General features: G+C 63.6%; 21 protein-coding genes. 4 read left to right on the top strand and 17 right to left on the bottom strand.

Annotation, left to right across the window (positions count from 1 at the left end):
- Position 1 precedes the first annotated feature (1 nt).
- The 16 genes from MA09_RS20360 to gyrA form a co-directional block, all read right to left on the bottom strand.
- Positions 2–301 (bottom strand): hypothetical protein, encoded by a 300-nt coding sequence (locus MA09_RS20360; RefSeq protein WP_161783242.1) that lies wholly within the window; start codon positions 299–301, stop codon positions 2–4.
- Between the two features lie 87 nt (positions 302–388).
- On the bottom strand, positions 389–781 hold the full coding sequence (locus tag MA09_RS20355) for a hypothetical protein (RefSeq protein WP_152594739.1): 393 nt from the start codon (positions 779–781) through the stop codon (positions 389–391).
- Positions 782–1,164: 383 nt separating this feature from the next.
- Positions 1,165–1,530 carry a helix-hairpin-helix domain-containing protein gene (locus MA09_RS20350; RefSeq protein WP_036252603.1) on the bottom strand — a complete coding sequence of 122 codons (366 nt, stop codon included), beginning with the start codon at positions 1,528–1,530 and terminating at the stop codon, positions 1,165–1,167.
- A 98-nt stretch (positions 1,531–1,628) separates the two neighbouring features.
- Complete coding sequence (gene rfaE1 / locus MA09_RS20345; protein WP_051933654.1) at positions 1,629–2,606, bottom strand: D-glycero-beta-D-manno-heptose-7-phosphate kinase; 978 nt, start codon at positions 2,604–2,606, stop codon at positions 1,629–1,631.
- 12 nt (positions 2,607–2,618) lie between these two features.
- Positions 2,619–3,794, bottom strand: a complete 1,176-nt coding sequence (gene lapB, locus MA09_RS20340; protein WP_036252601.1) for a lipopolysaccharide assembly protein LapB — start codon at positions 3,792–3,794, stop codon at positions 2,619–2,621.
- Positions 3,795–3,827: 33 nt separating this feature from the next.
- Positions 3,828–4,151 (bottom strand): lipopolysaccharide assembly LapA domain-containing protein, encoded by a 324-nt coding sequence (locus tag MA09_RS20335; protein ID WP_036252599.1) that lies wholly within the window; start codon positions 4,149–4,151, stop codon positions 3,828–3,830.
- 197 nt (positions 4,152–4,348) lie between these two features.
- Positions 4,349–4,654 (bottom strand): integration host factor subunit beta, encoded by a 306-nt coding sequence (locus tag MA09_RS20330; protein WP_036252597.1) that lies wholly within the window; start codon positions 4,652–4,654, stop codon positions 4,349–4,351.
- A gap of 20 nt (positions 4,655–4,674) precedes the next feature.
- Positions 4,675–6,381 carry a 30S ribosomal protein S1 gene (rpsA, locus tag MA09_RS20325; protein ID WP_081897724.1) on the bottom strand — a complete coding sequence of 569 codons (1,707 nt, stop codon included), beginning with the start codon at positions 6,379–6,381 and terminating at the stop codon, positions 4,675–4,677.
- Positions 6,382–6,643: 262 nt separating this feature from the next.
- Positions 6,644–7,306 carry a (d)CMP kinase gene (cmk, locus tag MA09_RS20320; RefSeq protein ID WP_036252594.1) on the bottom strand — a complete coding sequence of 221 codons (663 nt, stop codon included), beginning with the start codon at positions 7,304–7,306 and terminating at the stop codon, positions 6,644–6,646.
- A gap of 63 nt (positions 7,307–7,369) precedes the next feature.
- Positions 7,370–8,713, bottom strand: coding sequence for a 3-phosphoshikimate 1-carboxyvinyltransferase (aroA, locus tag MA09_RS20315; RefSeq protein WP_036252592.1), 1,344 nt, complete (start codon positions 8,711–8,713; stop codon positions 7,370–7,372).
- Positions 8,710–9,615, bottom strand: a complete 906-nt coding sequence (locus MA09_RS20310; protein WP_036252591.1) for a prephenate dehydrogenase/arogenate dehydrogenase family protein — start codon at positions 9,613–9,615, stop codon at positions 8,710–8,712. Before MA09_RS20310 ends, aroA begins: the two co-directional genes overlap by 4 nt.
- Positions 9,615–10,718 (bottom strand): histidinol-phosphate transaminase, encoded by a 1,104-nt coding sequence (gene hisC, locus MA09_RS20305; protein WP_036252589.1) that lies wholly within the window; start codon positions 10,716–10,718, stop codon positions 9,615–9,617. The genes MA09_RS20310 and hisC overlap by 1 nt, the downstream gene beginning before the upstream one ends.
- A gap of 23 nt (positions 10,719–10,741) precedes the next feature.
- Complete coding sequence (gene pheA / locus MA09_RS20300) at positions 10,742–11,812, bottom strand: prephenate dehydratase (protein ID WP_036252587.1); 1,071 nt, start codon at positions 11,810–11,812, stop codon at positions 10,742–10,744.
- Positions 11,813–11,960: 148 nt separating this feature from the next.
- Complete coding sequence (gene serC / locus MA09_RS20295; RefSeq protein WP_036252585.1) at positions 11,961–13,052, bottom strand: 3-phosphoserine/phosphohydroxythreonine transaminase; 1,092 nt, start codon at positions 13,050–13,052, stop codon at positions 11,961–11,963.
- A gap of 15 nt (positions 13,053–13,067) precedes the next feature.
- Positions 13,068–13,634: a DUF2059 domain-containing protein gene (locus MA09_RS20290; protein WP_036252583.1), complete on the bottom strand. Its 567-nt coding sequence runs from the start codon at positions 13,632–13,634 to the stop codon at positions 13,068–13,070.
- Positions 13,635–13,721: 87 nt separating this feature from the next.
- The gene (gyrA, locus tag MA09_RS20285; RefSeq protein WP_036252581.1) at positions 13,722–16,337 is read right to left on the bottom strand and encodes a DNA gyrase subunit A; all 2,616 of its coding nucleotides are present in this window, start codon (positions 16,335–16,337) and stop codon (positions 13,722–13,724) included.
- 349 nt (positions 16,338–16,686) lie between these two features.
- Between gyrA and ompA the strand changes: the two genes are divergently transcribed.
- The 4 genes from ompA to MA09_RS20265 all read left to right on the top strand — a co-directional run bounded on the left by ompA (position 16,687) and on the right by MA09_RS20265 (position 19,881).
- Complete coding sequence (gene ompA, locus MA09_RS20280) at positions 16,687–17,403, top strand: outer membrane protein OmpA (protein WP_036252579.1); 717 nt, start codon at positions 16,687–16,689, stop codon at positions 17,401–17,403.
- A 144-nt stretch (positions 17,404–17,547) separates the two neighbouring features.
- Complete coding sequence (ubiG, locus tag MA09_RS20275; RefSeq protein ID WP_036252577.1) at positions 17,548–18,249, top strand: bifunctional 2-polyprenyl-6-hydroxyphenol methylase/3-demethylubiquinol 3-O-methyltransferase UbiG; 702 nt, start codon at positions 17,548–17,550, stop codon at positions 18,247–18,249.
- 52 nt (positions 18,250–18,301) lie between these two features.
- Positions 18,302–19,009, top strand: a complete 708-nt coding sequence (locus tag MA09_RS20270; RefSeq protein ID WP_036252566.1) for an HAD family hydrolase — start codon at positions 18,302–18,304, stop codon at positions 19,007–19,009.
- 137 nt (positions 19,010–19,146) lie between these two features.
- The gene (locus MA09_RS20265; protein WP_036252565.1) at positions 19,147–19,881 is read left to right on the top strand and encodes a glycine zipper 2TM domain-containing protein; all 735 of its coding nucleotides are present in this window, start codon (positions 19,147–19,149) and stop codon (positions 19,879–19,881) included.
- 91 nt (positions 19,882–19,972) lie between these two features.
- On the opposite strand, the gene MA09_RS24300 is transcribed toward MA09_RS20265, so the two are convergent.
- Positions 19,973–21,345, bottom strand: a protein-coding gene (locus MA09_RS24300) for an IS3 family transposase (RefSeq protein WP_152594738.1) whose coding sequence is annotated in 2 segments (ribosomal slippage) — positions 19,973–20,874 and positions 20,874–21,345 — 1,374 coding nt in all. Because the reading frame shifts where the segments join, the coding sequence is not laid out codon by codon here.
- Positions 21,346–21,394: the final 49 nt, after the last annotated feature.

The raw sequence follows: 21,394 nt of genomic DNA, 5'->3' as shown, positions 1-21,394 counted from the left end.
CTCACAGCGCCATCAGCAGCAGCGAATAGACGACCACGGCCCCGAGGAAGGCCGGGAAATAGGTCGGATGGTCGTCCGAGAACTCGTCCTGGATGATCATCAGCACCGCGCTGCCGGCGACGAAGGACATCAGCAGGGCAAGCAGTCCGGGTGCAATGGCAACCTGGACGCCCCGCAGCCACCCGTTGGAGAAGGCCGCGATCAGCACCCAGCGCCCGAACAGGGTATAGGCCCAATGCCTGTCAGTTAGGAAGAACTGTAGGGCGGGCGGGGTAATGCCGGGCAATGCCCGGAATGACAAACGCCCACGCGGTGATAGTGAAGATACGAAAAATCGTACGGGCTGCAGTACTGTGATTTGACCGCGTGGGCGGGAGACCCGCCCACCCTACGGATGAGCGGCGCCTCTTAAGTGACCGGCATTAGGTATAGGCCCGCTTGTGCATTTCCAGCAGGTGCACGTCCATGACGAGAAATGCAGGCGCATCGCGCCGGTGAAGACGAGCAACGAAGTCCAGGTACCGGTCCGGGTCAGCAGGTAGCCGAGCAGCACCTTGTACAGGATCAGCCCGACGATGTGGGCCCGGAAGCGCACCGATACATTGACCTGGTCCTCGGCGATATCGGGCGAAGAACGTTCGATCCATTTCCCCAGTCCGTAGAACAGCGGGAACCCCATCAGTAGCGGAAAGTACGGATTGTGCTCCAGCCAGTGCACCATGGCCTGCCCTGCCGGAAGTTCGAGCACATCAGGCCGGTCGGCAGCTTGGGGCGGCACCACGATGACTTGCGCCGGTCGCCTTCGTGCATGTGCAAGTACAGTGCCCATTGATGGACAAAGGCAAGAAATACGGCGGCGACCAGTGTCGCGACGATGTGTGGTATCCATGGGGTACCACCGGTGGCCCGGGCGTCGTGACAGGCTACACGAGAGTGTGCGATCGCTGCGCGCCTGAGATGTGCAAAGCCCACGACAAAAAACCCGCGGCGCCGTAATGCCTTCGGTTAAGCGTAGGGTGGCCGGGTTCTCCCGGCCGCGCGTCCAGCTCCGATGAGAGCTGCCACTATGCATCAGTGATTTGAACGCGCGGCCGGCAAAGCCGGCCACCCTACATGTTTAGGCTAGCTGAACACCATTACCCGCGTCGCCGCGGGTATTTCTTCTTACATCGCTGCTTTCTGCTCGGCCGGCTTGGCCTTGCCATCCGCCTTGGCCGAGGTCTTCTCGGCCTTCGCACCGCCCGGCTTGGCGGCCGCCCCTTCCATTGCCTTGCCGTTGACGGTCAGCCCGGCCTCGGACAACTTCATCGCCTTCTTGTCGCCCACGCCTTTGACGCGCTGCCGGAAGTCTCCCCAGTCCTTGAACTCGCCCTTCGCGCGCTCGTCGAGGATCATCTTCGACATGCTCGGGCCCACGCCCTTGACGCCATCCAGCGCGGCCGCATCGGCCTTGTTGACGTCGACCTGGGCGAAGGCGATACCGGTCGAAGCGACCAGCGCGGCAACAGCGAGTACCAGTTTCTTGATCATTGATTGTCTCCATAGGTTCGCAAAGTGGACGACGACGCCATCCACCTTGCCCTAACGGAGCTGCCGGGCCGCCGTTGACGGCCCGGACTTGAGCGAGCTCAACCGGGGAAGAGTTCCTCGCGGGTGACGGTCGCCGTGCCCAGCTTGCCGACCACGATGCCGCCGGCGCGGTTGGCGGTGGCCAGCGCTTCGGCCAGCGGCGCGCCCGCGCCCAGCATCGCGGCCAGGGTGGCGATCACGGTGTCGCCGGCGCCCGAGACGTCGAACACTTCGCGCGCCTCGGCGTGCACGTGCAGGACCTCGTTGGCGGTGTACAGGCTCATGCCCTCTTCGGAACGCGTCAGCAGCAGTGCGTCGAGCTCCAGTTCGGCGCGCAGGCGCTGTGCTTTCTCGGTCAGTTGGTCCTCGGTCTTCCAGCCGCCGACCACGCGCTGCAGTTCCGAACGGTTCGGGGTCAGGATGCTGGCCCCGCGGTAAGGGGTGAAGTCGTCGCCCTTCGGGTCGACCAGCACGGTCTTGCCTGCAGCACGCGCCTCCTTCACCATCTCGGCCACGTTCACCAGCGCGCCCTTGTTGTAGTCGGACATGATGACGACGTCAAAGTCCGGCAGCAAGGCGCGGAACTGGTCAAGCTTGTCGCGCAGCACGGTCTCGGTCGGTGCGTCCTCGAAGTCGATGCGCACCATCTGCTGCTGGCGGCCGATGACGCGCAGCTTGATGATGGTGGAGATCGCATCATCGCGCTTGAGGTAGCTGTGGATGGACGATTCGCGCAGCAGCTTCTCGACCTCGTCGCCGGCTTCGTCGTTGCCGGTCACGCCCAGCAGGCCCGTGTGGGCGCCCAGCGCGGCGGCATTGCGCGCCACGTTGGCGGCGCCGCCCAGGCGCTCCTCGCGGCGCTCGATGCGCACCACCGGCACCGGGGCTTCCGGCGAGATGCGCGAGACGTCGCCGAACCAGTAGCGGTCGAGCATGACGTCGCCCACCACGAGCAGGCGCACGCTGGAAAGTTCAGGAGCCGCCTCTCGGCGGAAGCTGTCTGCCGCCAGCAGGCGGCTCGGGATCGGGTAATTCATAGGCTTGCTGCGTCAGTTCATCACGTTGAGTTCTTCGGTACGGCGCGGCGGATAGGTTTCCCAGCGGCTGCAACCCGGGCACTGCCAATAGAACTGGCGCGCCTTGAAGCCGCAGTGGCTGCACTGGTAGCGTGCCAGCTTCTGGGTGTAGCGCTGCACCAGGTTCTTCACCATCGACAGCTCCTCCCAGACATGGGCCGGCGCATCCATCAGGCGTGCCTCGAGCAATTTATCGAGGCCCAGCAGGGTCGGATTGCGGCGCAGCTCTTCGATCACCAGCTGTTTGGCAGCTTCCACGCCGTCGAGTTCGATCACGGCCTTGAACACCACCTCGATCAAGTCAATGGAAGATGCTTCCGCCAGGTAGGAACGCAGCAGGTTGACGCCTTCCTGTGGTCTGCCAACCTTGCGGTAGCCGTCCATCAGGCGTTGGGCCACCAGTGCCACGTGCGGCACGCTCTGGTGCTCGACGCGGCGCCAGGTCATGATGGCCGCTTCGGTATCGCCCTGGGCCAGCTGGGCGTCGCCGATCAGGATGGTGGCGCGCACGCTGGAGCGGTCGGCCTGCAGCGCCTTGTCGAGCAGCTGCATGGCGTCGCTCGGCTGCAGGTGCACCAGGGCGTCCTGGGCCAGTTCGCAGTAGAACTGCGCGATTTCCTTCTGGCGCGCACCCGCGCCGGATTCCTGCAGGCCGCTGGCGACGTCGATCGCGCGGCGCCATTCCTTTTCGCGCTGGTAGATCTCGAGCAGCGCGCGGCGCGCCTGCACTTCGAACGGGGTGTCGACCAGCAGGTTGAAGGTTTCCTCGGCGCGGTCGAGCAGGCCGGCTTTCAGGTAGTCCATGCCGAGTTCGTACTGGGCATGGGCCTTCTGCTCGCTCGGGAGGTCCGGGCGCGCCAGCAGGTTCTGGTGGACGCGGATGGCGCGCTCGGTCTCGCCGCGGCGGCGGAACAGGTTACCGAGGGCGAAGTGCATGTCGGCCGATTCCGGGTCGAGCTTGACGATCTCGATGAAGGAATCGATGGCCTTGTCCGGCTGGTCATTGAGCAGGTGGTTCAGGCCCTTGAAGTAACCGCGTGGCAGGGTGCGCGATTCGAAGACCAGGGCGTTGATGTCGACACGGGCGGCGATCCAGCCCAGGCCGAAGAAGAATGGGATGCCGAGCAGCATCCAGAGTTCGAATTCCATGTGTTCTTGTTCTGTGTTGGCGCGTGAAGGAGCTTATTGGGCCAGCTTCTGCGCCGGGTTCACGGCATCCGGGGCCGGCTGCAGGTTGGCCGTGCCGGTACCGGCGGCGCTCTGCAGGGCCTGGATGGTGTTCTTGTGCTGCGAGGTCTGGCGGCGCTGGCGGAACACGGTGGGCGTCAGGGCCAGGATGCCGAGGGCGGCGCCGGCCACGAAGAAAGCCAGCAGCATCAGCACGAGCGGGCCGCGCAGCTCGTAGTTGAGGAAGAAATGCAGGTCGACTTCCTGCGTGTTCTTCAGGGCAAAGCCGAAGAACAGGACGAACAGGATGATGCCAACAATGGTGGAGATAAATTTCATCAGCAGTGCCCGCTGGTTATGTAGGCAAATGAGTAGGCAAATGAGTAGGCAAATGAATGCACAAAGGCGAAGTGTCGCATATCCAACATGATATTTCAAAAGCCGAGGTGGCGCTGACCTTGCACCGATGAAAGACCGGCGAAAAAAAACGGCATCCCCGAAGGGACGCCGTTCTTGTCTGCAGCTAGCAGACGACTTCAGTCTTCAATGATCGGTTGCCCGACCATCGCGTCCACCCGCTCGCGCAACTGCTTGCCCGGTTTGAAGTGGGGCACCCGTTTTTCGGGCACCATCACCTTGTCGCCGGACTTTGGGTTGCGGCCGATGCGAGGCGGCCGGCTGTTCAGTGCAAAACTGCCGAAACCACGGATCTCGATGCGCTGCCCGGTCGCCAGGGCGTTGCTCATCGCATCGAGGATGGTCTTGACGGCAAACTCGGCATCTTTCGCCACCAGCTGGGAATAGCGCTCAGCCAGGCGGTTGATCAGCTCGGACTTGGTCATCTGGTCGCCTCAAAAAGGGATTAACCTTTGTTGTCGAACTTGGCCTTCAGCAGTGCGCCCAGGCTGGTGGTGCCCGATGCTGCGCTGTTGTCCGAAGCCAGCTTGCTCATTGCTTCCTGGGTGTCAGCGCTGTCTTTCGCCTTGATCGACAGCTGGATGCTGCGAGCCTTGCGATCGATGTTGATGACCAGGGCTTCGACCTTGTCGCCCACTTTCAGGTGGGTGCCGGCGTCTTCCACGCGGTCACGCGAGATTTCCGAAGCGCGCAGGTAGCCTTCGACTTCTTCGGTCAGGGCGATCACGGCGCCTTTCGGCTCAACCGATTTCACGGTGCCGGTGACCAGCGAACCCTTGTCGTTCAGCGACGAGAAGGTGTTGAACGGGTCGCCTTCCAGCTGCTTGACGCCCAGCGAGACACGCTCGCGCTCGACGTCGATCGCCAGAACGACGGCTTCCAGCTCGTCGCCCTTCTTGAAGCGGCGCACGGCTTCTTCGCCCGGCTCGGTCCACGACAGGTCCGACAGGTGCACCAGGCCGTCGATGTTGCCCGGCAGGCCGATGAACACGCCGAAGTCGGTGATCGACTTGATCGAACCCTTGACCTTGTCGCCCTTCTTGTGGGTCATGCCGAAGTCGTCCCACGGATTCGCCTTGCACTGCTTCATGCCCAGCGAGATACGACGACGCTCTTCGTCGATTTCCAGAACCATGACTTCGACTTCGTCGCCCAGCTGGACAACCTTGTTCGGAGCCACGTTCTTGTTGGTCCAGTCCATTTCCGACACGTGCACCAGGCCTTCGATGCCCTGCTCGACTTCCACGAACGCGCCGTAGTCGGTCAGGTTGGTGACCTTGCCGAACAGACGGGTGCCCTGCGGGTAGCGACGCGACAGACCGGTCCACGGATCGTCGCCCAGCTGCTTGACACCCAGCGAGACGCGGTTCTTTTCCTGGTCGTACTTGAGGACCTTGGCGGTGATTTCCTGGCCAACCGACAGCACTTCCGACGGGTGACGCACGCGACGCCATGCCAGGTCGGTGATGTGCAGCAGGCCGTCGATGCCGCCCAGGTCGACGAACGCACCGTAGTCGGTGATGTTCTTGACGACGCCGGTGACCACGGTGCCTTCTTTCAGGGTTTCCATCAGCTTCGCGCGCTCTTCGCCCATCGATGCTTCGATGACGGCGCGACGCGACAGGACGACGTTGTTACGCTTGCGGTCCAGCTTGATGACCTTGAATTCCAGGGTCTTGCCTTCGAACGGGGTGGTGTCCTTGACCGGACGGGTATCGACCAGCGAACCCGGCAGGAATGCGCGGATGCCGTTGGTCAGGACGGTCAGGCCGCCCTTGACTTTACCGTTGACGGTACCGGTGACGATCTCGCCCGATTCCATTGCTTTTTCCAGAGCCAGCCACGATGCCAGGCGCTTGGCCTTGTCGCGCGACAGGATGGTATCGCCGAAACCGTTTTCCAGCGATTCGATGGCCACGGAGACGAAGTCGCCGATCTGGACTTCCAGCTCGCCCTGGTCATTCTTGAATTCTTCGACCGGAATGAAGGCTTCCGACTTCAGGCCGGCGTTGACGATCACGAAGTTGTGATCCAGGCGCACGACTTCAGCCGAGATGACTTCGCCCGAACGCATGTCCTGACGCGACAGCGATTCTTCGAACAGGGCGGCGAAGCTTTCCATGCCGGTATCTTGATTGGTTGCAGTAGACATAAAGGTTATTACTCGAGTTAGCCCAGCAGGCCGGCGATGGTGCGGACTGAACTGGGGTTAGGTTGAAACACACCTGTGACGGCAGGATTACCGCTACAGGCACCTACACGGGTCATAGACCCACCACGAAGGCAGAACCAGGTTTCGCAGCGCAGCCATCTGGCGATGACTCAAGCCGACGATGATGCACAGAACCTGGATCCGCCTGCGCGGAAAGTCCTCGCTGCCGTTGGCAACGAAGACGATTCAAAACACGACAACATCAAACATGCGCATACCAGGCCAACACCTGTTCGACCGCTTCCGCAGCCGACATGTTCGAGGTATCCAGCAGGTGCGCATCCTGCGCCGGGACCAGGGGAGCGATGGCGCGCTTGGTGTCGCGCTCGTCCCGCTCCTTCAAATCCTTCAGCAGATCGTCCATATTAGCAGAAAATCCTTTGTCAATCAATTGCTTATACCGACGTTCTGCACGCGCTTCCACGCTTGCAGTCAAGAAAACCTTTAATTTCGCCCCTGGAAAGATCACTGTGCCCATGTCGCGCCCGTCGGCCACCAGGCCGGGGGTTTCGCGAAAGCCCAACTGCAGCCCGTAGAGCGCCTGGCGCACGGTGGGCAGCGCGGCGATCTTCGATGCCATGTTGCCAACTTCTTCCGCCCTGATCGCCTGCGTCACATTCTCATTGTTCAGGAAGATGTCGCCGCCCACGAAACGCGCCGGCAGGTGTTCGGCCAGCTTGGCAATGCCGTGCTCGTCGCGCAACTCGACGCCGCGGCGCAGGGCCTGCAGCGCCGTCAGGCGGTACAGGGCGCCCGAGTCGAGCAGGTGGAAGCCCAGGCGCTCGGCAACCTTGGCGGCAACGGTGCCCTTGCCGGAGGCGGTCGGGCCGTCGATGGCGATGACGGGAATGGGATTATTTGGCATGTGGTGGGTCGCAGAGGTAAAACAGTCCAGTCGACTATTTTACGTTCCCCTGCGGCCTTGTGTTCAAAACAGTTCGTTACGGGCGATGCCGGCGAAGGCCTCGAAATATTCCGGGAAGGTCTTGGCCACGCATTTCGGATCGTTGATGCGCATGGCGTTCCCGCGCCGCGCCTTGCCGTCGAGCGAGGCCAGCGAGAAGCACATCGCCATCCGGTGGTCGTCGTAGGTATCGATGGTGGCGGGCTTGAGCTGTTCCGGCGGGGTGATGCGGATGTAGTCCGGCCCCTCCTCCACCTCGGCGCCCACCTTGCGCAACTCGGTCGCCATCGCCGCCAGGCGGTCGGTTTCCTTCACGCGCCAGCTGGCGATGTTGCGCAGCGTGCTCGGACCGTCGGCGTACAGCGCGGCCACGGCGATGGTCATGGCGGCGTCCGGGATGTGGTTGAAGTCGGCATCGATGGCCCTCAAGACGCCGTTCGACCGGGCTTCGATCCAGTTCTCGCCCCGCGTGATTGACGCGCCCATGCGCTCGAGCGCGTCGGCGAAGCGCACGTCGCCCTGGATGCTGTGCTCGCCCACGCCTTCCACACGCACCGGCCCGCCCGCGATCGCGCCGGCGGCCAGGAAATAGGACGCCGACGAGGCATCGCCCTCGACGTGGATGCTGCCCGGCGAGCGGTAGCGCTGGCCCGGGTGCACGGTGAACGAGGCCCAGCCGTTCTGCTCGACCGTCACGCCGAAGCGGCGCATCAGGTTCAGGGTGATCTCGATGTAGGGCTTTGAGATCAGCTCGCCGACCACGTCGATCGACACCGCGTGGGTGGTCGCCATCAGGGGCGCCGCCATCAGGAGCGCGGTCAGGAACTGGCTCGACACGTTGCCGCGCACCGACATGCGGCTGGCGTGAATGTGGCCGCGGCGGATGCGCAGCGGCGGGAAGCCTGGTTCGCCCGTGTATTCGATCTGGGCGCCGACCGCGTTCAGGGCATCGACCAGGTCACCGATCGGACGCTCGTGCATGCGCGACACCCCGTGCAGGGTGTAGTCGCCGCCGATCACGGCCAGCGCGGCCGTCAGCGGACGGATCGCGGTGCCGGCATTGCCCATGAAGAGGTCGGCCTCGTGGGTCGGCAGCACGCCGCCGTTGCCGTGCACGACGACGGTCCGCTCGTCCACTTCGTCCCACCTGATGCCGAGCGAGCGCAGCGCGCCCAGCATCACCATGGTGTCGTCCGAGGCCAGCAGGTCGTGGATCGTGGTCGCACCCTCGGACAGCGCGGCCAGCAACAGCGTGCGGTTCGAGATGCTCTTGGAGCCCGGCAGGCGCACGCTGCCCTCGACGTGGATCACGGGTTCGAGGTCGATGTGCTGCGGGTAGTGTTTTTGATGCGGCTTAGGCTGCGTCATTCTATGTCCTGGTTCTGCGGGGGAGGCGGCGAGCCGGCCTCGATCGCCTCGATCCATTCGCGCCGCGCGCGCTGCGCGTTGGCGAATACCTGTTCGAGGCCGTGTCCGTCGGCGGCGGCAAGCAGCGCCCGCAATGAAGTCAATTGTGCCAGATATGCATCGAGCTCGGTGAGCAAGGCGCCACGGTTGGCCAGGCTGATGTCGCGCCACATTTCGGGCGAGGAGCCGGCGATCCGGGTGAAGTCGCGAAAGCCACTGGCGGCGTATTGGAACAGCAGGCTGGCGTGGGGTTTGGCGGCGATGTCGTCCACCAGCGCGTAGGCCAGCAGGTGCGGCAGGTGGCTGACGGCGGCGAACACGCGGTCGTGGTCCGCGGCGCTCAGGGTATGGATGAGCGAGCCGCAGTGGCGCCACGCGCTTGCCACGCGTTCGACATCGAGCGCGTCGTTCTCCGGCAACGGCGTGAGCACGGTCTTCTTGCCCCGGTAGAGCTCAGCACGCGCCGCATCCGGGCCGTTGGATTCGCTGCCGGCAATCGGATGGCCGGGCACGAACTGCCTGATGCGCTCGCCCAGCACTGCCCGCGCGCTGGCTACCACGTCGCACTTGGTGCTGCCGGCATCGGTCACGATGGCCTGCGGTTCCAGCCAGGGCAGCAGCGAGGCGAGGATCGCCCCGGTCTGCCCGACCGGCGCCGCCAGCAGCACCAGGTCGGCGCCGCGCATCGCCTGCGCCGGGGTCTCGCAGACCTCGTCCACGATGCCCAGTTCGAGCGCGCGCGCCATCGCTGCCGGTTCGCGGCCCAGCCCGGCCACGGTACGCACGACGCCGGCCTGCTTGAGCGCCAGCGCGAAGGAACCGCCGATCAGGCCGACGCCGACGACGACGAGCCGCTCGATCATCAGCCGAGTACTTTCTTGAGGGCTGCAATGAACGCGGCGTTCTCTTCCGGCAGGCCGATCGAGATGCGCAGCCACTGGTGCAGGCCGTAGTTGCCGACCGGGCGCACGATCACGCCCTGCTTGAGCAGCGCCAGGTTGACGCGGGCGCCGGCCTGATCATCGCTGCCGACCTTCACCAACACGAAGTTGCCGAACGACGGCACGTACTGCAGGCCGAGTTCGTCGAAGGCGGCGGTCAGCTGCCGGTAGCCTTCCGCATTATTCCGGGCGCCCTTCTCCAAAAATTCCTTGTCGTTCAGCGCGGCGATGGCGGCAGCCTGCGCCAGCGAATTGACATTGAAGGGCTGGCGGATGCGGTTCATCAGGTCGGTCACCGCCGGCTGGGCAATGGCGAAGCCCACGCGCAGGCCGGCCAGGCCGTAGGCCTTGGAGAAGGTGCGCGAGACGATCAGGTTCGGGTACTTGCGCACCCACCCGCTCGATTCGAACTGGTGCTCGGGCGCCAGGTATTCGTTGTAGGCCTCGTCCAGCACCACGACCACGTTGGCCGGCACCTTCTGCAGGAAAGCTTCGATCTCTCCGGCAGGGATGAAGGTGCCGGTCGGGTTGTTCGGGTTGGCGACGTAGACCAGGCGGGTGTCGGCGTCGATGGCGGCGGCCATCGCATCCAGGTCGTGACCGTAATCCCTGGCCGGGACCACGATGGCGCGGCCACCCACGCCCTGGGTGGCCAGCGCGTACACGGCGAAGGAGTACTGCGCATACACCACTGCCTCGCCCTTCTGCACGAAGGCGTGGGCGGCGATCTCCAGGATGTCGTTGCTGCCGTTGCCCAGGGTAATCCAGTCGGCCGGCACGTCGTAGCGCTTCGACAGCACGGCCTTCAGCTCGAAGCCGTTGGCGTCCGGATAGCGGCCGAGGTCGGCGGCAGCCTGCGCCATCGCGGCGCGGCTCGATTCGGGCACGCCGAAGGGGTTCTCGTTGGAGGCGAGCTTGACGATCTTGGCTTCGTCGAGGCCGAACTCGCGGGCGACTTCAGCGATGGGTTTGCCGGCCTGGTAGGGCGCGATGGCACGGACGTAATCTGGACCGAGTTGCGACATGGGATTCTCGAAAAAATGAAAAATTAAAGACTTTGCGGGTAGGAACCGAGCACCTTGAAAAAGGCTGCGTTGTCCTTCAGCTCGTCGAGGGCGCGGGCGACGGCGGCGTCGCGCACATGGCCCTCGATATCGACGTAGAAGTAGTACTCCCAGGTGCCGATGCGCGCCGGGCGCGATTCGAAGCGCGTCATCGACACATCGTGCTTGGCCAGCGGCGCCAGCAGGTTGTAGACGGCGCCCGCCTTGTTCGGCACGGCCAGCACGATGGAGGTATGGTCGCGGCCGGACGGGCCGGTTTCCAGGCTGCCGATCACGGCGAAGCGGGTGCGGTTGTGCGGGTCGTCCTGGATGTGGGCCTGCACCACGCCCAGGCTGTACTGCTCGCCTGCCATCTCGCTGGCAATGGCCGCCACGGTCGGGTCCTGGCTGGCCAGGATCGCCGCTTCGGCGTTGGAGGCCACGGCGCGGCGCTCGATGCCGGGATGGTGCAGGTTGAGCCACACCTGGCACTGGGCCAGCGCCTGCGAATGGGCGCATACCACGGTCACGCCGTCCATGCTGCCGGTTTTCGTCATCAGGCTGTGGTGGACCGGGATCGAGATCTCGCCGCTGATGACGGTGGTGGTGGCCAGCATCAGGTCGAGGGTCCGGTTGATCGCGCCCTCGGACGAGTTCTCGACCGGGACCACGCCGAAGTCGGCGGTACCGGCCTCGGTGGCGCGGAACACCTCGTCGATCGACACGCAGGGCAGCGTCTCGATGGCGGTGCCGAACTGCTGGTACACGGCCTGCTCGCTGAAGGTGCCCGAAGGGCCGAGGTAGGCGACCGTCACGCGCTTTTCCAGCGCGCGGCAGGACGACATGATTTCGCGGAAGATGGTCTGGACGTCGCGGTCCTTGAGCGGGCCGGGGTTGCGCTCGGCCACGCCGCGCAGCACCTGGGCTTCGCGTTCGGGACGGAACACCGGGGCGTTGGTCTCGGCCTTCACGTGGCCGACCTGCTGGGCGATCTTGCCGCGCCGGCTCAGAAGATCCAGGATTTGCGCATCGATCGCGTCGATCTGCTCGCGCAGGGGGGTGAGTTTGTCTGTCATTCGTATGCTCGTTTATTTTCCGTAGGGTGGGCGGGTCCCCCGCCCACGCGGTGATGGTTGGCAGCGAGATCATCCGACACGATGTCGGAGCCGTTGCGTATCACCGCGTGGGCGGCGAAGCCGCCCACCCTACGAACTGCGGTCGCTGTTACCGCCCCGCGAATTCGTTCAAATAATCGACGAGGGCCTGCACACCCTCGAGCGGCATCGCGTTGTAGATCGATGCCCGCATGCCGCCGACGGACTTGTGGCCCTTCAGTTGCAGCAGCCCGCGCGCCTTCGCGCCGGCCAGGAATTTGTCGTTCAGGGATTCGTCGCGCAGGAAGAACGGTACGTTCATGCGCGAGCGGTATTCGGGCGCGACGCGGTTCTGGTAGAAGTCGTCGGCGTCCAGCGCCTCGTACAGCAGGCGCGCTTTTTCGATATTACGCTGTTCCATCGCCGCGACGCCACCCTGCTTCTTGAGGTGGGCGAACACCAGGCCCGCGATGTAGATCGAGTAGGTCGGCGGCGTGTTGAACATGGAGTCGTGCTCGGCCACGGTCCTCCAGTGGAAGGCCGAGGGGCAGATCGGCAGGGCGTCGTCCAGCAGGTCCTCGCGCACGATCACCAGAGTCAGGCCGGCCGGGCCGATGTTCTTCTGGGCGCCGGCGAAGATCACGCCGTACTTCGACACGTCGACGACGCGCGACAGGATGTGCGAGGACATGTCGGCCACGATCGGCACCTTCGGCTTGGACTCGGGCACGAAGTTGTACTCGACGCCGTCGATGGTCTCGTTGGTGCAGATGTGCAGGTAGGCCGCATGCGACGTCAGGCTCCAGGTGTCCTGCGGCGGCACCCCGGTAAACCCGCTCGCCTCGCTCGAGGCGGCGATGTTGACGTGGGCGTAGCGCTTGGCTTCCTTGATCGACTTGCCCGACCAGGAGCCGGTATGGATGAAGTCGATCGTCGCCGGCTGCGGGCAGCAGCCGACCATGTTGAGCGGAATGATGGCGTTCTGCGCCAGTCCCCCGCCCTGCATGAACAGGATCTTGTAGTTCGGCGGCACCGCCAGCAGCTCGCGCAGGTCGCTTTCCGCCTGCCGATAGATCGAGATGAATTCCGGACCACGGTGACTCATCTCCATGACCGACATGCCGCTGCCGTGCCAGTCGAGCATCTCGCTCGCTGCCTGCTGCAGCACTTCCCTCGGGAGTACGGCCGGACCGGCCGAGAAATTGAAAACCTGGTTCGTCATGCGGTCCTTTCGTTCTTAGGGTTTCTGCACGTCCTGCATCACATCGTTCAACAGCTTGCCGAGCCGCGGCGTGACCACGCGCTGGGCGACGGCCATGGCTTCGGTCGACAGCTTCGGCGTCAGCGCCATCATCTTGCGGCCGACCGGGCTCTGGTAGAAGGCGGTCAGCTGCTTGATCTCGGCGACCGTGTAGTTGTTCGCGTACAGCGGCACCATTTCCGTGATCATCTCATCGATCAGGGCCGGATCGCTGAAGATCTTGCCGACCGACTGCACCACGCCCGGCAGGGTCCTGTCGACCCGGGCCACCGCTTCCTTCTTCTGCTCGGCGCTCATCTTGGGATCGGCCTGGATCAGGCCGACCGCCTGCTGGCGCATGATGGCCGGCATGGCCTTCTGCATTTCGCCGTACATGGCGAGCATGTTCTTGCGGACTTCCATCGCGTCGAGCATGGCTTTCACGGCCGCGGTGGTCTGCTGGTCAGCAGTCGGGGCAACTGCGGCCGCCGGCGCCGCCAGCGCAAACGAAGGGAGGGCTGCAAAAACGGCTGCAGCGTACAAGCCGAGGACAAACTTCTTCATGTGGTTCACGGGCTTCCAAAACTGGGCCGGCACGTCCGGGCCCGGCAGTAAAAAAACGGGCCGCGCAATGGCGGCCCGCTCGACGCTTTATTGCGGCGCTTGTTCGAGTTCGACCTCTTCGAGGTCGGTCTCGACGATGCGCTGCAGGCCGGACAGCTTGGTGCCGTCTTCCACCGCGATCAGGGTCACGCCCTGGGTGGCGCGGCCCATCTCGCGGATCTCGGCCACGCGGGTGCGGATCAGCACGCCGCCCGTCGTGATCAGCATGATCTCGTCGTTGGCATCGACCAGGGTTGCAGCCACTACCTTGCCATTGCGCTCGGACTGCTGGATCGCGATCATGCCCTTGGTGCCGCGGCCGTGGCGGGTGTATTCAAGGATCGGGGTACGCTTGCCGTAGCCGTTCTCGGTTGCCGTGAGCACCGACTGCTGCTCGTTCTCGGCCACCAGCAGCGCGATGACCTGCTGGCCTTCCTCCAGGTTCATGCCGCGCACGCCGCGCGCGGTGCGGCCCATCGGACGCACGTCGTTCTCGTCGAAGCGCACCGCCTTGCCGCCGTCCGAGAACAGCATCACGTCGTGCTGGCCGTCGGTGAGTGCGGCGCCCACCAGCACGTCGCCGTCGTCCAGGTCGACGGCGATGATGCCGGCCTTGCGCGGGTTGCTGAAGTCGCGCAGCGGGGTCTTCTTGACGGTGCCCAGCGAGGTCGCCATGAACACGTAGTGGTCTTCCGGGAAGGTCCGGTTCTCGCCCGACAGCGGCAGGATCACGGTGATCTTCTCGCCGTCCTGCAGCGGGAACATGTTGACGATCGGCTTGCCGCGCGAATTGCGCGAACCCTGCGGCACTTCCCACACCTTCAGCCAGTACATCCGGCCGCGGTTCGAGAAGCACAGGATGTAGTCGTGGGTGTTGGCGATGAACAGCTGGTCGATCCAGTCCTCGTCCTTCGTCGCCGCCGCCTGCTTGCCGCGGCCGCCGCGCTTCTGGGCGCGGTATTCGGAGATCGGCTGCGCCTTCATGTAGCCCGAGTGCGACAGCGTGACCACCATGTCCTGCGGGGTGATCAGGTCTTCGGTCTCGAGGTCGCTGGCGTTGTGCTCGATGACCGAGCGGCGTGCATCCTTGCCGTTCTCGGTGTAATCAAGCTTGATCTGCGCCATCTCGTCGCTGATGATCGTGGTCACGCGCTCAGGGCGGGCCAGGATGTCGAGCAGGTCGGCGATGTGGGCCATCACTTCCTTGTACTCGTTGACGATCTTGTCCTGCTCCAGGCCGGTCAGGCGCTGCAGGCGCATCTGCAGGATTTCCTGGGCCTGCTCGTCGGACAGCTTGTACAGGCCGTCCTGCTGCATGCCGTAGTGCTTCGGCAGGTGCTCAGGACGGAAGGCTTCGATGCCGCCGGCGGCGCCCGTTTCGGTGCGGTTCAGCATCTCGCGCACCAGGGACGAATCCCAGGCGCGCCCCATCAGCTCGACCTTCGCGATCGGCGGCGTCGGCGCGGCCTTGATGATCGCGATGAAGTCGTCGATGTTGGCCAGCGCCACGGCCAGGCCTTCCAGCATGTGGCCGCGCTCGCGCGCCTTGCGCAGCTCGAACACGGTGCGGCGGGTGACCACTTCGCGGCGGTGCGACAGGAAGCACTCGAGCATCTGCTTGAGGTTCAGCAGCTTCGGCTGGCCATTGACCAGCGCCACCATGTTCATGCCGAAGGTGTCCTGCAGCTGGGTCTGCTTGTACAGGTTGTTCAGTACCACTTCCGGCACTTCGCCGCGCTTGAGCTCGATGACCACGCGCATGCCCGACTTGTCGGACTCGTCGCGGATGTCGCTGATGCCTTCCAGCTTCTTGTCGCGCACGTTCTCGGCGATGCGCTCGAGCAGCGACTTCTTGTTCACCTGGTACGGCAGCTCGTCGATGATGATCGCGACGCGGCCGCCGTCCTTGCCGTATTCCTCGAAGTGGGTCTTGGCGCGCATCACCACGCGGCCGCGGCCGGTGCGATAACCGTCGCGCACGCCCGAGACGCCGTAGATGATGCCGGCGGTCGGGAAGTCCGGCGCCGGAATCAGTTCGATCAGCTCGTCGATGCTGCAGTCCGGATTCTTCAGCAGGTGCTGGGCGCCGTTGATGACTTCCGACAGGTTGTGCGGCGGGATATTGGTGGCCATGCCCACCGCGATGCCCGAGGAACCGTTGATGAGCAGGTTCGGGATCTTGGTCGGCAGGACGGTCGGTTCCTTTTCCTTGCCGTCGTAGTTCGGCTGGTAGTCGACGGTGTCCTTGTCGATGTCGGCCAGCAGTTCGCTCGCGATGCGGTCCAGGCGGCACTCGGTGTAACGCATTGCCGCGGCGCTGTCGCCGTCGATCGAGCCGAAGTTGCCCTGGCCGTCGACCAGGGTATAGCGCAGCGAGAAGTCCTGCGCCATGCGCACCAGCGTGTCGTAGATCGACGCGTCGCCGTGCGGGTGGTACTTACCCATCGTGTCGCCGACCACGCGCGCGCATTTCACGTACGGACGGTTGTGCGCGTAGTTACTTTCGTGCATGGAGTACAGCACGCGGCGGTGCACCGGCTTGAGGCCGTCGCGCACGTCCGGCAGAGCACGGCCCACGATCACGCTCATCGCGTAATCGAGGTAGCTCTTGCGCATTTCTTCTTCTAGGGAAATGGGGACTGTTTCTTTTGCGAATTGATCCATTGGGCGGGTCGACTGCTTTCAGGCTAATGGTTTTAGATTTCAACAGACGATTCTACCATGCGGCACTTAGCGGCAGCACAATTCCGTTTTCTGCCATGACAGTTCGACGATTGTCGAGGCCGCCGCAGCACGCTTGCCAAAATGTTGCGGCTAAACAACATCGATAAAAATATGCATCAGGTTTGATTTAGGTGCAGTCGTGCGTTTTTGGTCCATGTGGCAAAATAGACAGGAAATTAATTGATTGCTTCACAATGCGAAACTGGCCCCTTCCCCGGACGTGTTAGTATCTTGATCATAACGCCCCGCTGAGTTTCGCAAGGCATTTATCCCCGAAAGGAAAAAGAACATGAATAAACTGGCAACCCTCATGCTCGCTGCTTCGGCTGCGATCGCTGGCAACGTGTATGCCCAAAGCGATGCGCCGTATGCACCGCTGACCACGGACATCCAGGCGCGCACCCCGTACAGCGCCTATGTGCAGGACAGCCGCGGCGTGATCGCCCGCAATCCTTTCGGCCTGTGCTGGCGCACCGGTTACTGGACCCCGGCAGACGCGGTCCCCGGCTGCGACGCGCCGCTGTGCGTGCCGCCCGAGAAGCTGGAAAACGGCAAGTGCGTCGCGCCGCCGCCGCCTCCGGTTGCCGCACCGGCACCTGCTCCGGCTCCGGCTCCGGTTCCAGCTCCGGCTCCGGTCCCGACCTCGGAAAAAGTTTCCTATTCGGCTGACGCCTTCTTCGACTTCGACAAGGCCGTGCTGAAGCCGGCCGGCAAGGCATCGCTCGACGATCTGGTCTCGAAGCTGAGCGACATGAACCTGGAAGTCATCATCGCCGTCGGCCACACCGACTCGGTCGGCACCGATGCCTACAACCAGAAGCTGTCGATCCGCCGTGCCGAAGCCGTCAAGGCCTACCTGAAGGGCAAGGGCGTGGAAGAAAACCGCATCTACACCGAAGGCAAGGGCGAATCGCAGCCTGAAGCCGACAACAAGACCTCGGCTGGCCGCGCGAAGAACCGCCGCGTGGAGATCGAAGTCGTCGGCACCCGTACCGTCAACAAGTAATCCTTTCGGATTGCATGCTAAAACCCCGCCCAGGCGGGGTTTTTTTCGTTTTGACAAGCAGGACACGGCCGCCTACCGACGTATGCGTACATATTTTCCGTGCTGCACCCCGTGAGCTTCGTCATTTCCAGTATGATCCCGAGTATGAACACGAACGCAGACCCATTAGAAATCCAGAAATTCAGCGAACTGGCCCACCGCTGGTGGGACCCGACGTCGGAATTCCGACCGCTGCACGAAATCAATCCACTGCGCCTCGAGTGGATCAATGCCCGCGCCCCGCTGCTTGGCAAGCGCGTGATCGACATCGGCTGCGGCGGCGGCGTGCTGTCCGAAGCCATGGCGCGCAAGGGCGCCAAGGTGACCGGCATCGACCTGTCGAAGAAGGCCTTGAAGGTCGCCGACCTGCACAGCCTGGAATCGGGCGTCGAGGTCCGCTACAAGCACATCTCCGCCGAAGAAATGGCGCTTGAAGAACCCGGCCAGTTCGACGTGGTCACCTGCATGGAAATGCTCGAGCACGTGCCGGACCCGGCTTCGATCGTGCAGGCCGCGGCCACCCTGGTGAAACCGGGCGGCCATGTGTTCTTCTCGACGCTCAACCGCAACCCGAAGTCCTACCTGTTCGCCGTCATCGGCGCGGAATACATCCTGCGCATGCTGCCGCGCGGCACCCACGACTACGCCAAGTTCATCACGCCGGCCGAACTGTCGCAGTTCGCACGCCTGGCCGGCCTGCAGGTCGACGGCCTGAAAGGCCTGACCTACAATCCGCTGACCAGGATTTACTCGCTCAACAACGACACCGACGTGAATTACATGGTGGCGTGCAGTAAATCAGTTTAACCTCGCGATGCAACCTCGCGATTTGACCCCGCCCGATCGCCCGACTTTTCCCATGACCCTCCCGACCGTCCTGCCCGCACCGCGTGCCATTCTGTTCGACCTCGATGGCACGCTCGCCGACACCGCGCCCGACCTTGCGGCGGCCGTCAACTGGCTGCGTACCGAACGCGGCCTGCCGCCGACCCCGTATTCGGTGCTGCGCCCCACCGCGTCCGCCGGCGCGCGCGGCATGATCGGCGCCGCCTTCGGCCTGGCGCCGGGCGACGAGGGTTACGAGGAACTGCGCATGCAGTGGTTCGACCGCTACCAGGAAACCATGGCCGTGCACAGCTCGCTGTTCGGCGGCGTCAGCGAACTGCTGCACGGAATCGAACAGGCCGGCATGGCCTGGGGCATCGTCACCAACAAGCCGGCGCGCTTCACCGATCCCCTGCTTCCGCAGATCGGCCTGTCGCATGCCGGCTGCGTGGTGTCGGGCGATACCACCGGCTTCCCGAAACCCCACCCTGCCCCGCTGCTCGAGGGCGCACGCCGCCTGGGCGTGGATCCGGAGCAGTGCTGGTACGTGGGCGACGACAAGCGTGACATCGAAGCCGGGCACGCGGCCGGCATGGTCACGGTGGCCTGCAACTGGGGCTACTGCGGCGCCATCGAACCGTCGACCTGGGGCGCCGACTACCTGCTCGACACTCCGACCGACCTGCTGCAGACCCTGCGCACCGTGGTGGAAACCGCACGCGCCGCTACGTCCGCCGCCTGAGCCCCCCTCTCTTATAGAGCGAGCCCTCGGGCTCGCTTACAAGTCTTTACGATTGATACAGGCTTCTGTCTAGTTCTGTGCCGGACTCGCCGGTAATCTACTCCCATACGACAACAACGTCTTTACCGGAGCAGAACATGGAAACCACCCGCCAGAATGTCATCACCTCGCGTATTCATCCCCTGATGGCCGCTGCCGCCGTGTCGGTCGTGGTTGTCAGCCTGACTGGCGCCGCCGCGATCGCCGGCCTGCTGCCGAACTCGAACAGCGCGCCGGACGTCCCGTCGGCCCAGCTGGCCGCCGCTGCGCCCTACGGCGTGCAGCCTGCCATGCAGCAGCCGGGGCTTCAACAGCCGAACCTTGTTCCGATGACCACCGCCCAAGGCCAGGTCGTGATGGTGCCGGCCGCCGCGGTCCAGGGCCAGATGGCCGCACCGCTGTCGGCCACCCCGGTGACCCCGCAGCTGGCTACCCAGCTGGCAGCCGGTCCAGCACCGCAGATGGCCATGCCGGTCGCCGCAGCCCAGCCGATCGCCTATGCGCAACCGGCTGCCCAGCCGGCGCCGGCACCGGAGCGGGTCGTGATCAAGGAAGTGATCCGCGAGAAACCGGTGGTGAAGGTGGTCGAGAAGACCCGCGTGGTGCACGCGAAGCCGAGTGAGCCGCGCTACAGCGAGCCGCGCTACTATCCGCAGCAAGCACCGGCTCCGGCGCCGGCCCAGCCCAACTACGTCGGCATCGGCACCGGCGCGGTGATCGGCGGCCTGATCGGCAACCAGATCGGCGGCGGCAACGGCAAGAAGCTGGCCACCGTGGCCGGCATCATCGGCGGCGGCATGATCGGTAACGAGATCGCCAACCGCAACCGTTAAGCAGCATAGGGAGCGGCCCCTGCAAAGGCCACCCTGCTCCAGAAAACCGCAAGCATCTGAACTGACCCCATAAAGTTGGACGGTTAGTTTGCTAAGCGGCCAAGGCCTGAGTCCTGTACTGAACGGGACTCAGGCCTTTTAGTTTGAGCTTGATGCGGTCGTGATTGTAATAGCGGATGTAGTCAGTCAAGCCATCGCGCAACTCATCGACGGTGGAAAACTTGTTCAGGTAGAAGAACTCGGACTTGAGGACTGCGAAGAAACTCTCCATGGCCGCGTTGTCGAGGCAGTTGCCCTTGCGTGACATGCTCTGCACGAGCTGGCGTTCACGCAGCTGGCGTTGGTAGGCCGGCATCCGGTATTGCCAACCCTGGTCGGAGTGCAATAGTGGCCTATCACTTGGTCCGAGCTTGGCCAGTGCTTTCTTGAGCATCGAGTCCACTAGTTCGAAGGCAGGGCGTTTGCTGGTCTCGAAAGCGACGATTTCGCCGTTGTATAAATCCAGCACTGGCGAGAGGTACAACCTTTCTCCGGCCACGTGAAATTCGGTCACATCGGTTACCCATTTCTGATAAGGGGCTGCTGCCTTGAATCGGCGCCGCAGCTCATTGGGCGCAGCCTGGCCTACCTCGCCTTTGAACGAACGATACTTCTTCGGTCGCACCAGCGATTTCAAGCCCAGCGTGCCCATCAGCCGCTGGACCGTCTTGTGATTGACCTGCTGTCCAAACTGGCGTATTCCGGCCGTGATGCGCCGGTAGCCATAGCGTCCCATGTGGCAATTGAAGAGCGTACGAATCTGCTCCTTGAGCTGCTCGTACGTGTCGGCGCCCTGAAGAGATTTGTGCTGGTAATAGAAAGTGCTGCGCGCCAGGTTGGCCAGCTTGAGCAGGCAAGCCAATGGAAACAGCTGCCTTAGTTCATGCACTACTTGCGCCTTTTCTGCGGCACTTGCTTCTGCCGGGCTTGAACTAAGGCTTGCAATTTTTTTGTGTAAGCAAGCTCCATGCGCAACTGCTTCACCTCAGCTAGCAACTGCTCGCGACTGAGTTTGTCATCGTCCTGCGCACTATCTGGTGCTGGGGCTGGTTCTGGCGTTGTCACTGCTTTGGGTCGTCCACGTGGGCGTGGGATCAATGCCTCAAGGCCTCCATCCCGGTATGCGCGCTCCCAGATGCCAACCATTGCGTGGTGACGAATGTCGAACCTGGCGGCAGTCTGAATCATTGAAGCTTGATTTTCCCACATGTGCCGCAGTACCGACAATTTGAACTCGGCACTGTATGTGCTGGACTTCTTGCTGAGCCCCGCGCTCCCATGCAGCCGATAGGCCATGACCCATCTTTGCAGCATGGCATGACTCGAAAGCCCGTGCCGCTTCGCCATCGCATGGTAGCCAGCTGATCCGTCCGACAGATACTCTTGAACAACCGCGAGCTTGAACTGCTCGTCGTACTTCGCCATAGAAAAACCCCCAAAGTTGTGTCCAACTTTTGGGGGGCAGTTCAGTTGC

The organism is Massilia sp. BSC265 (genome assembly GCF_000740675.1).
GTDB lineage: Bacteria > Pseudomonadota > Gammaproteobacteria > Burkholderiales > Burkholderiaceae_D > Telluria.
Note: the sequence above shows the minus strand (reverse complement) of the source record. Positions and strands in the feature narration are given on the sequence as shown.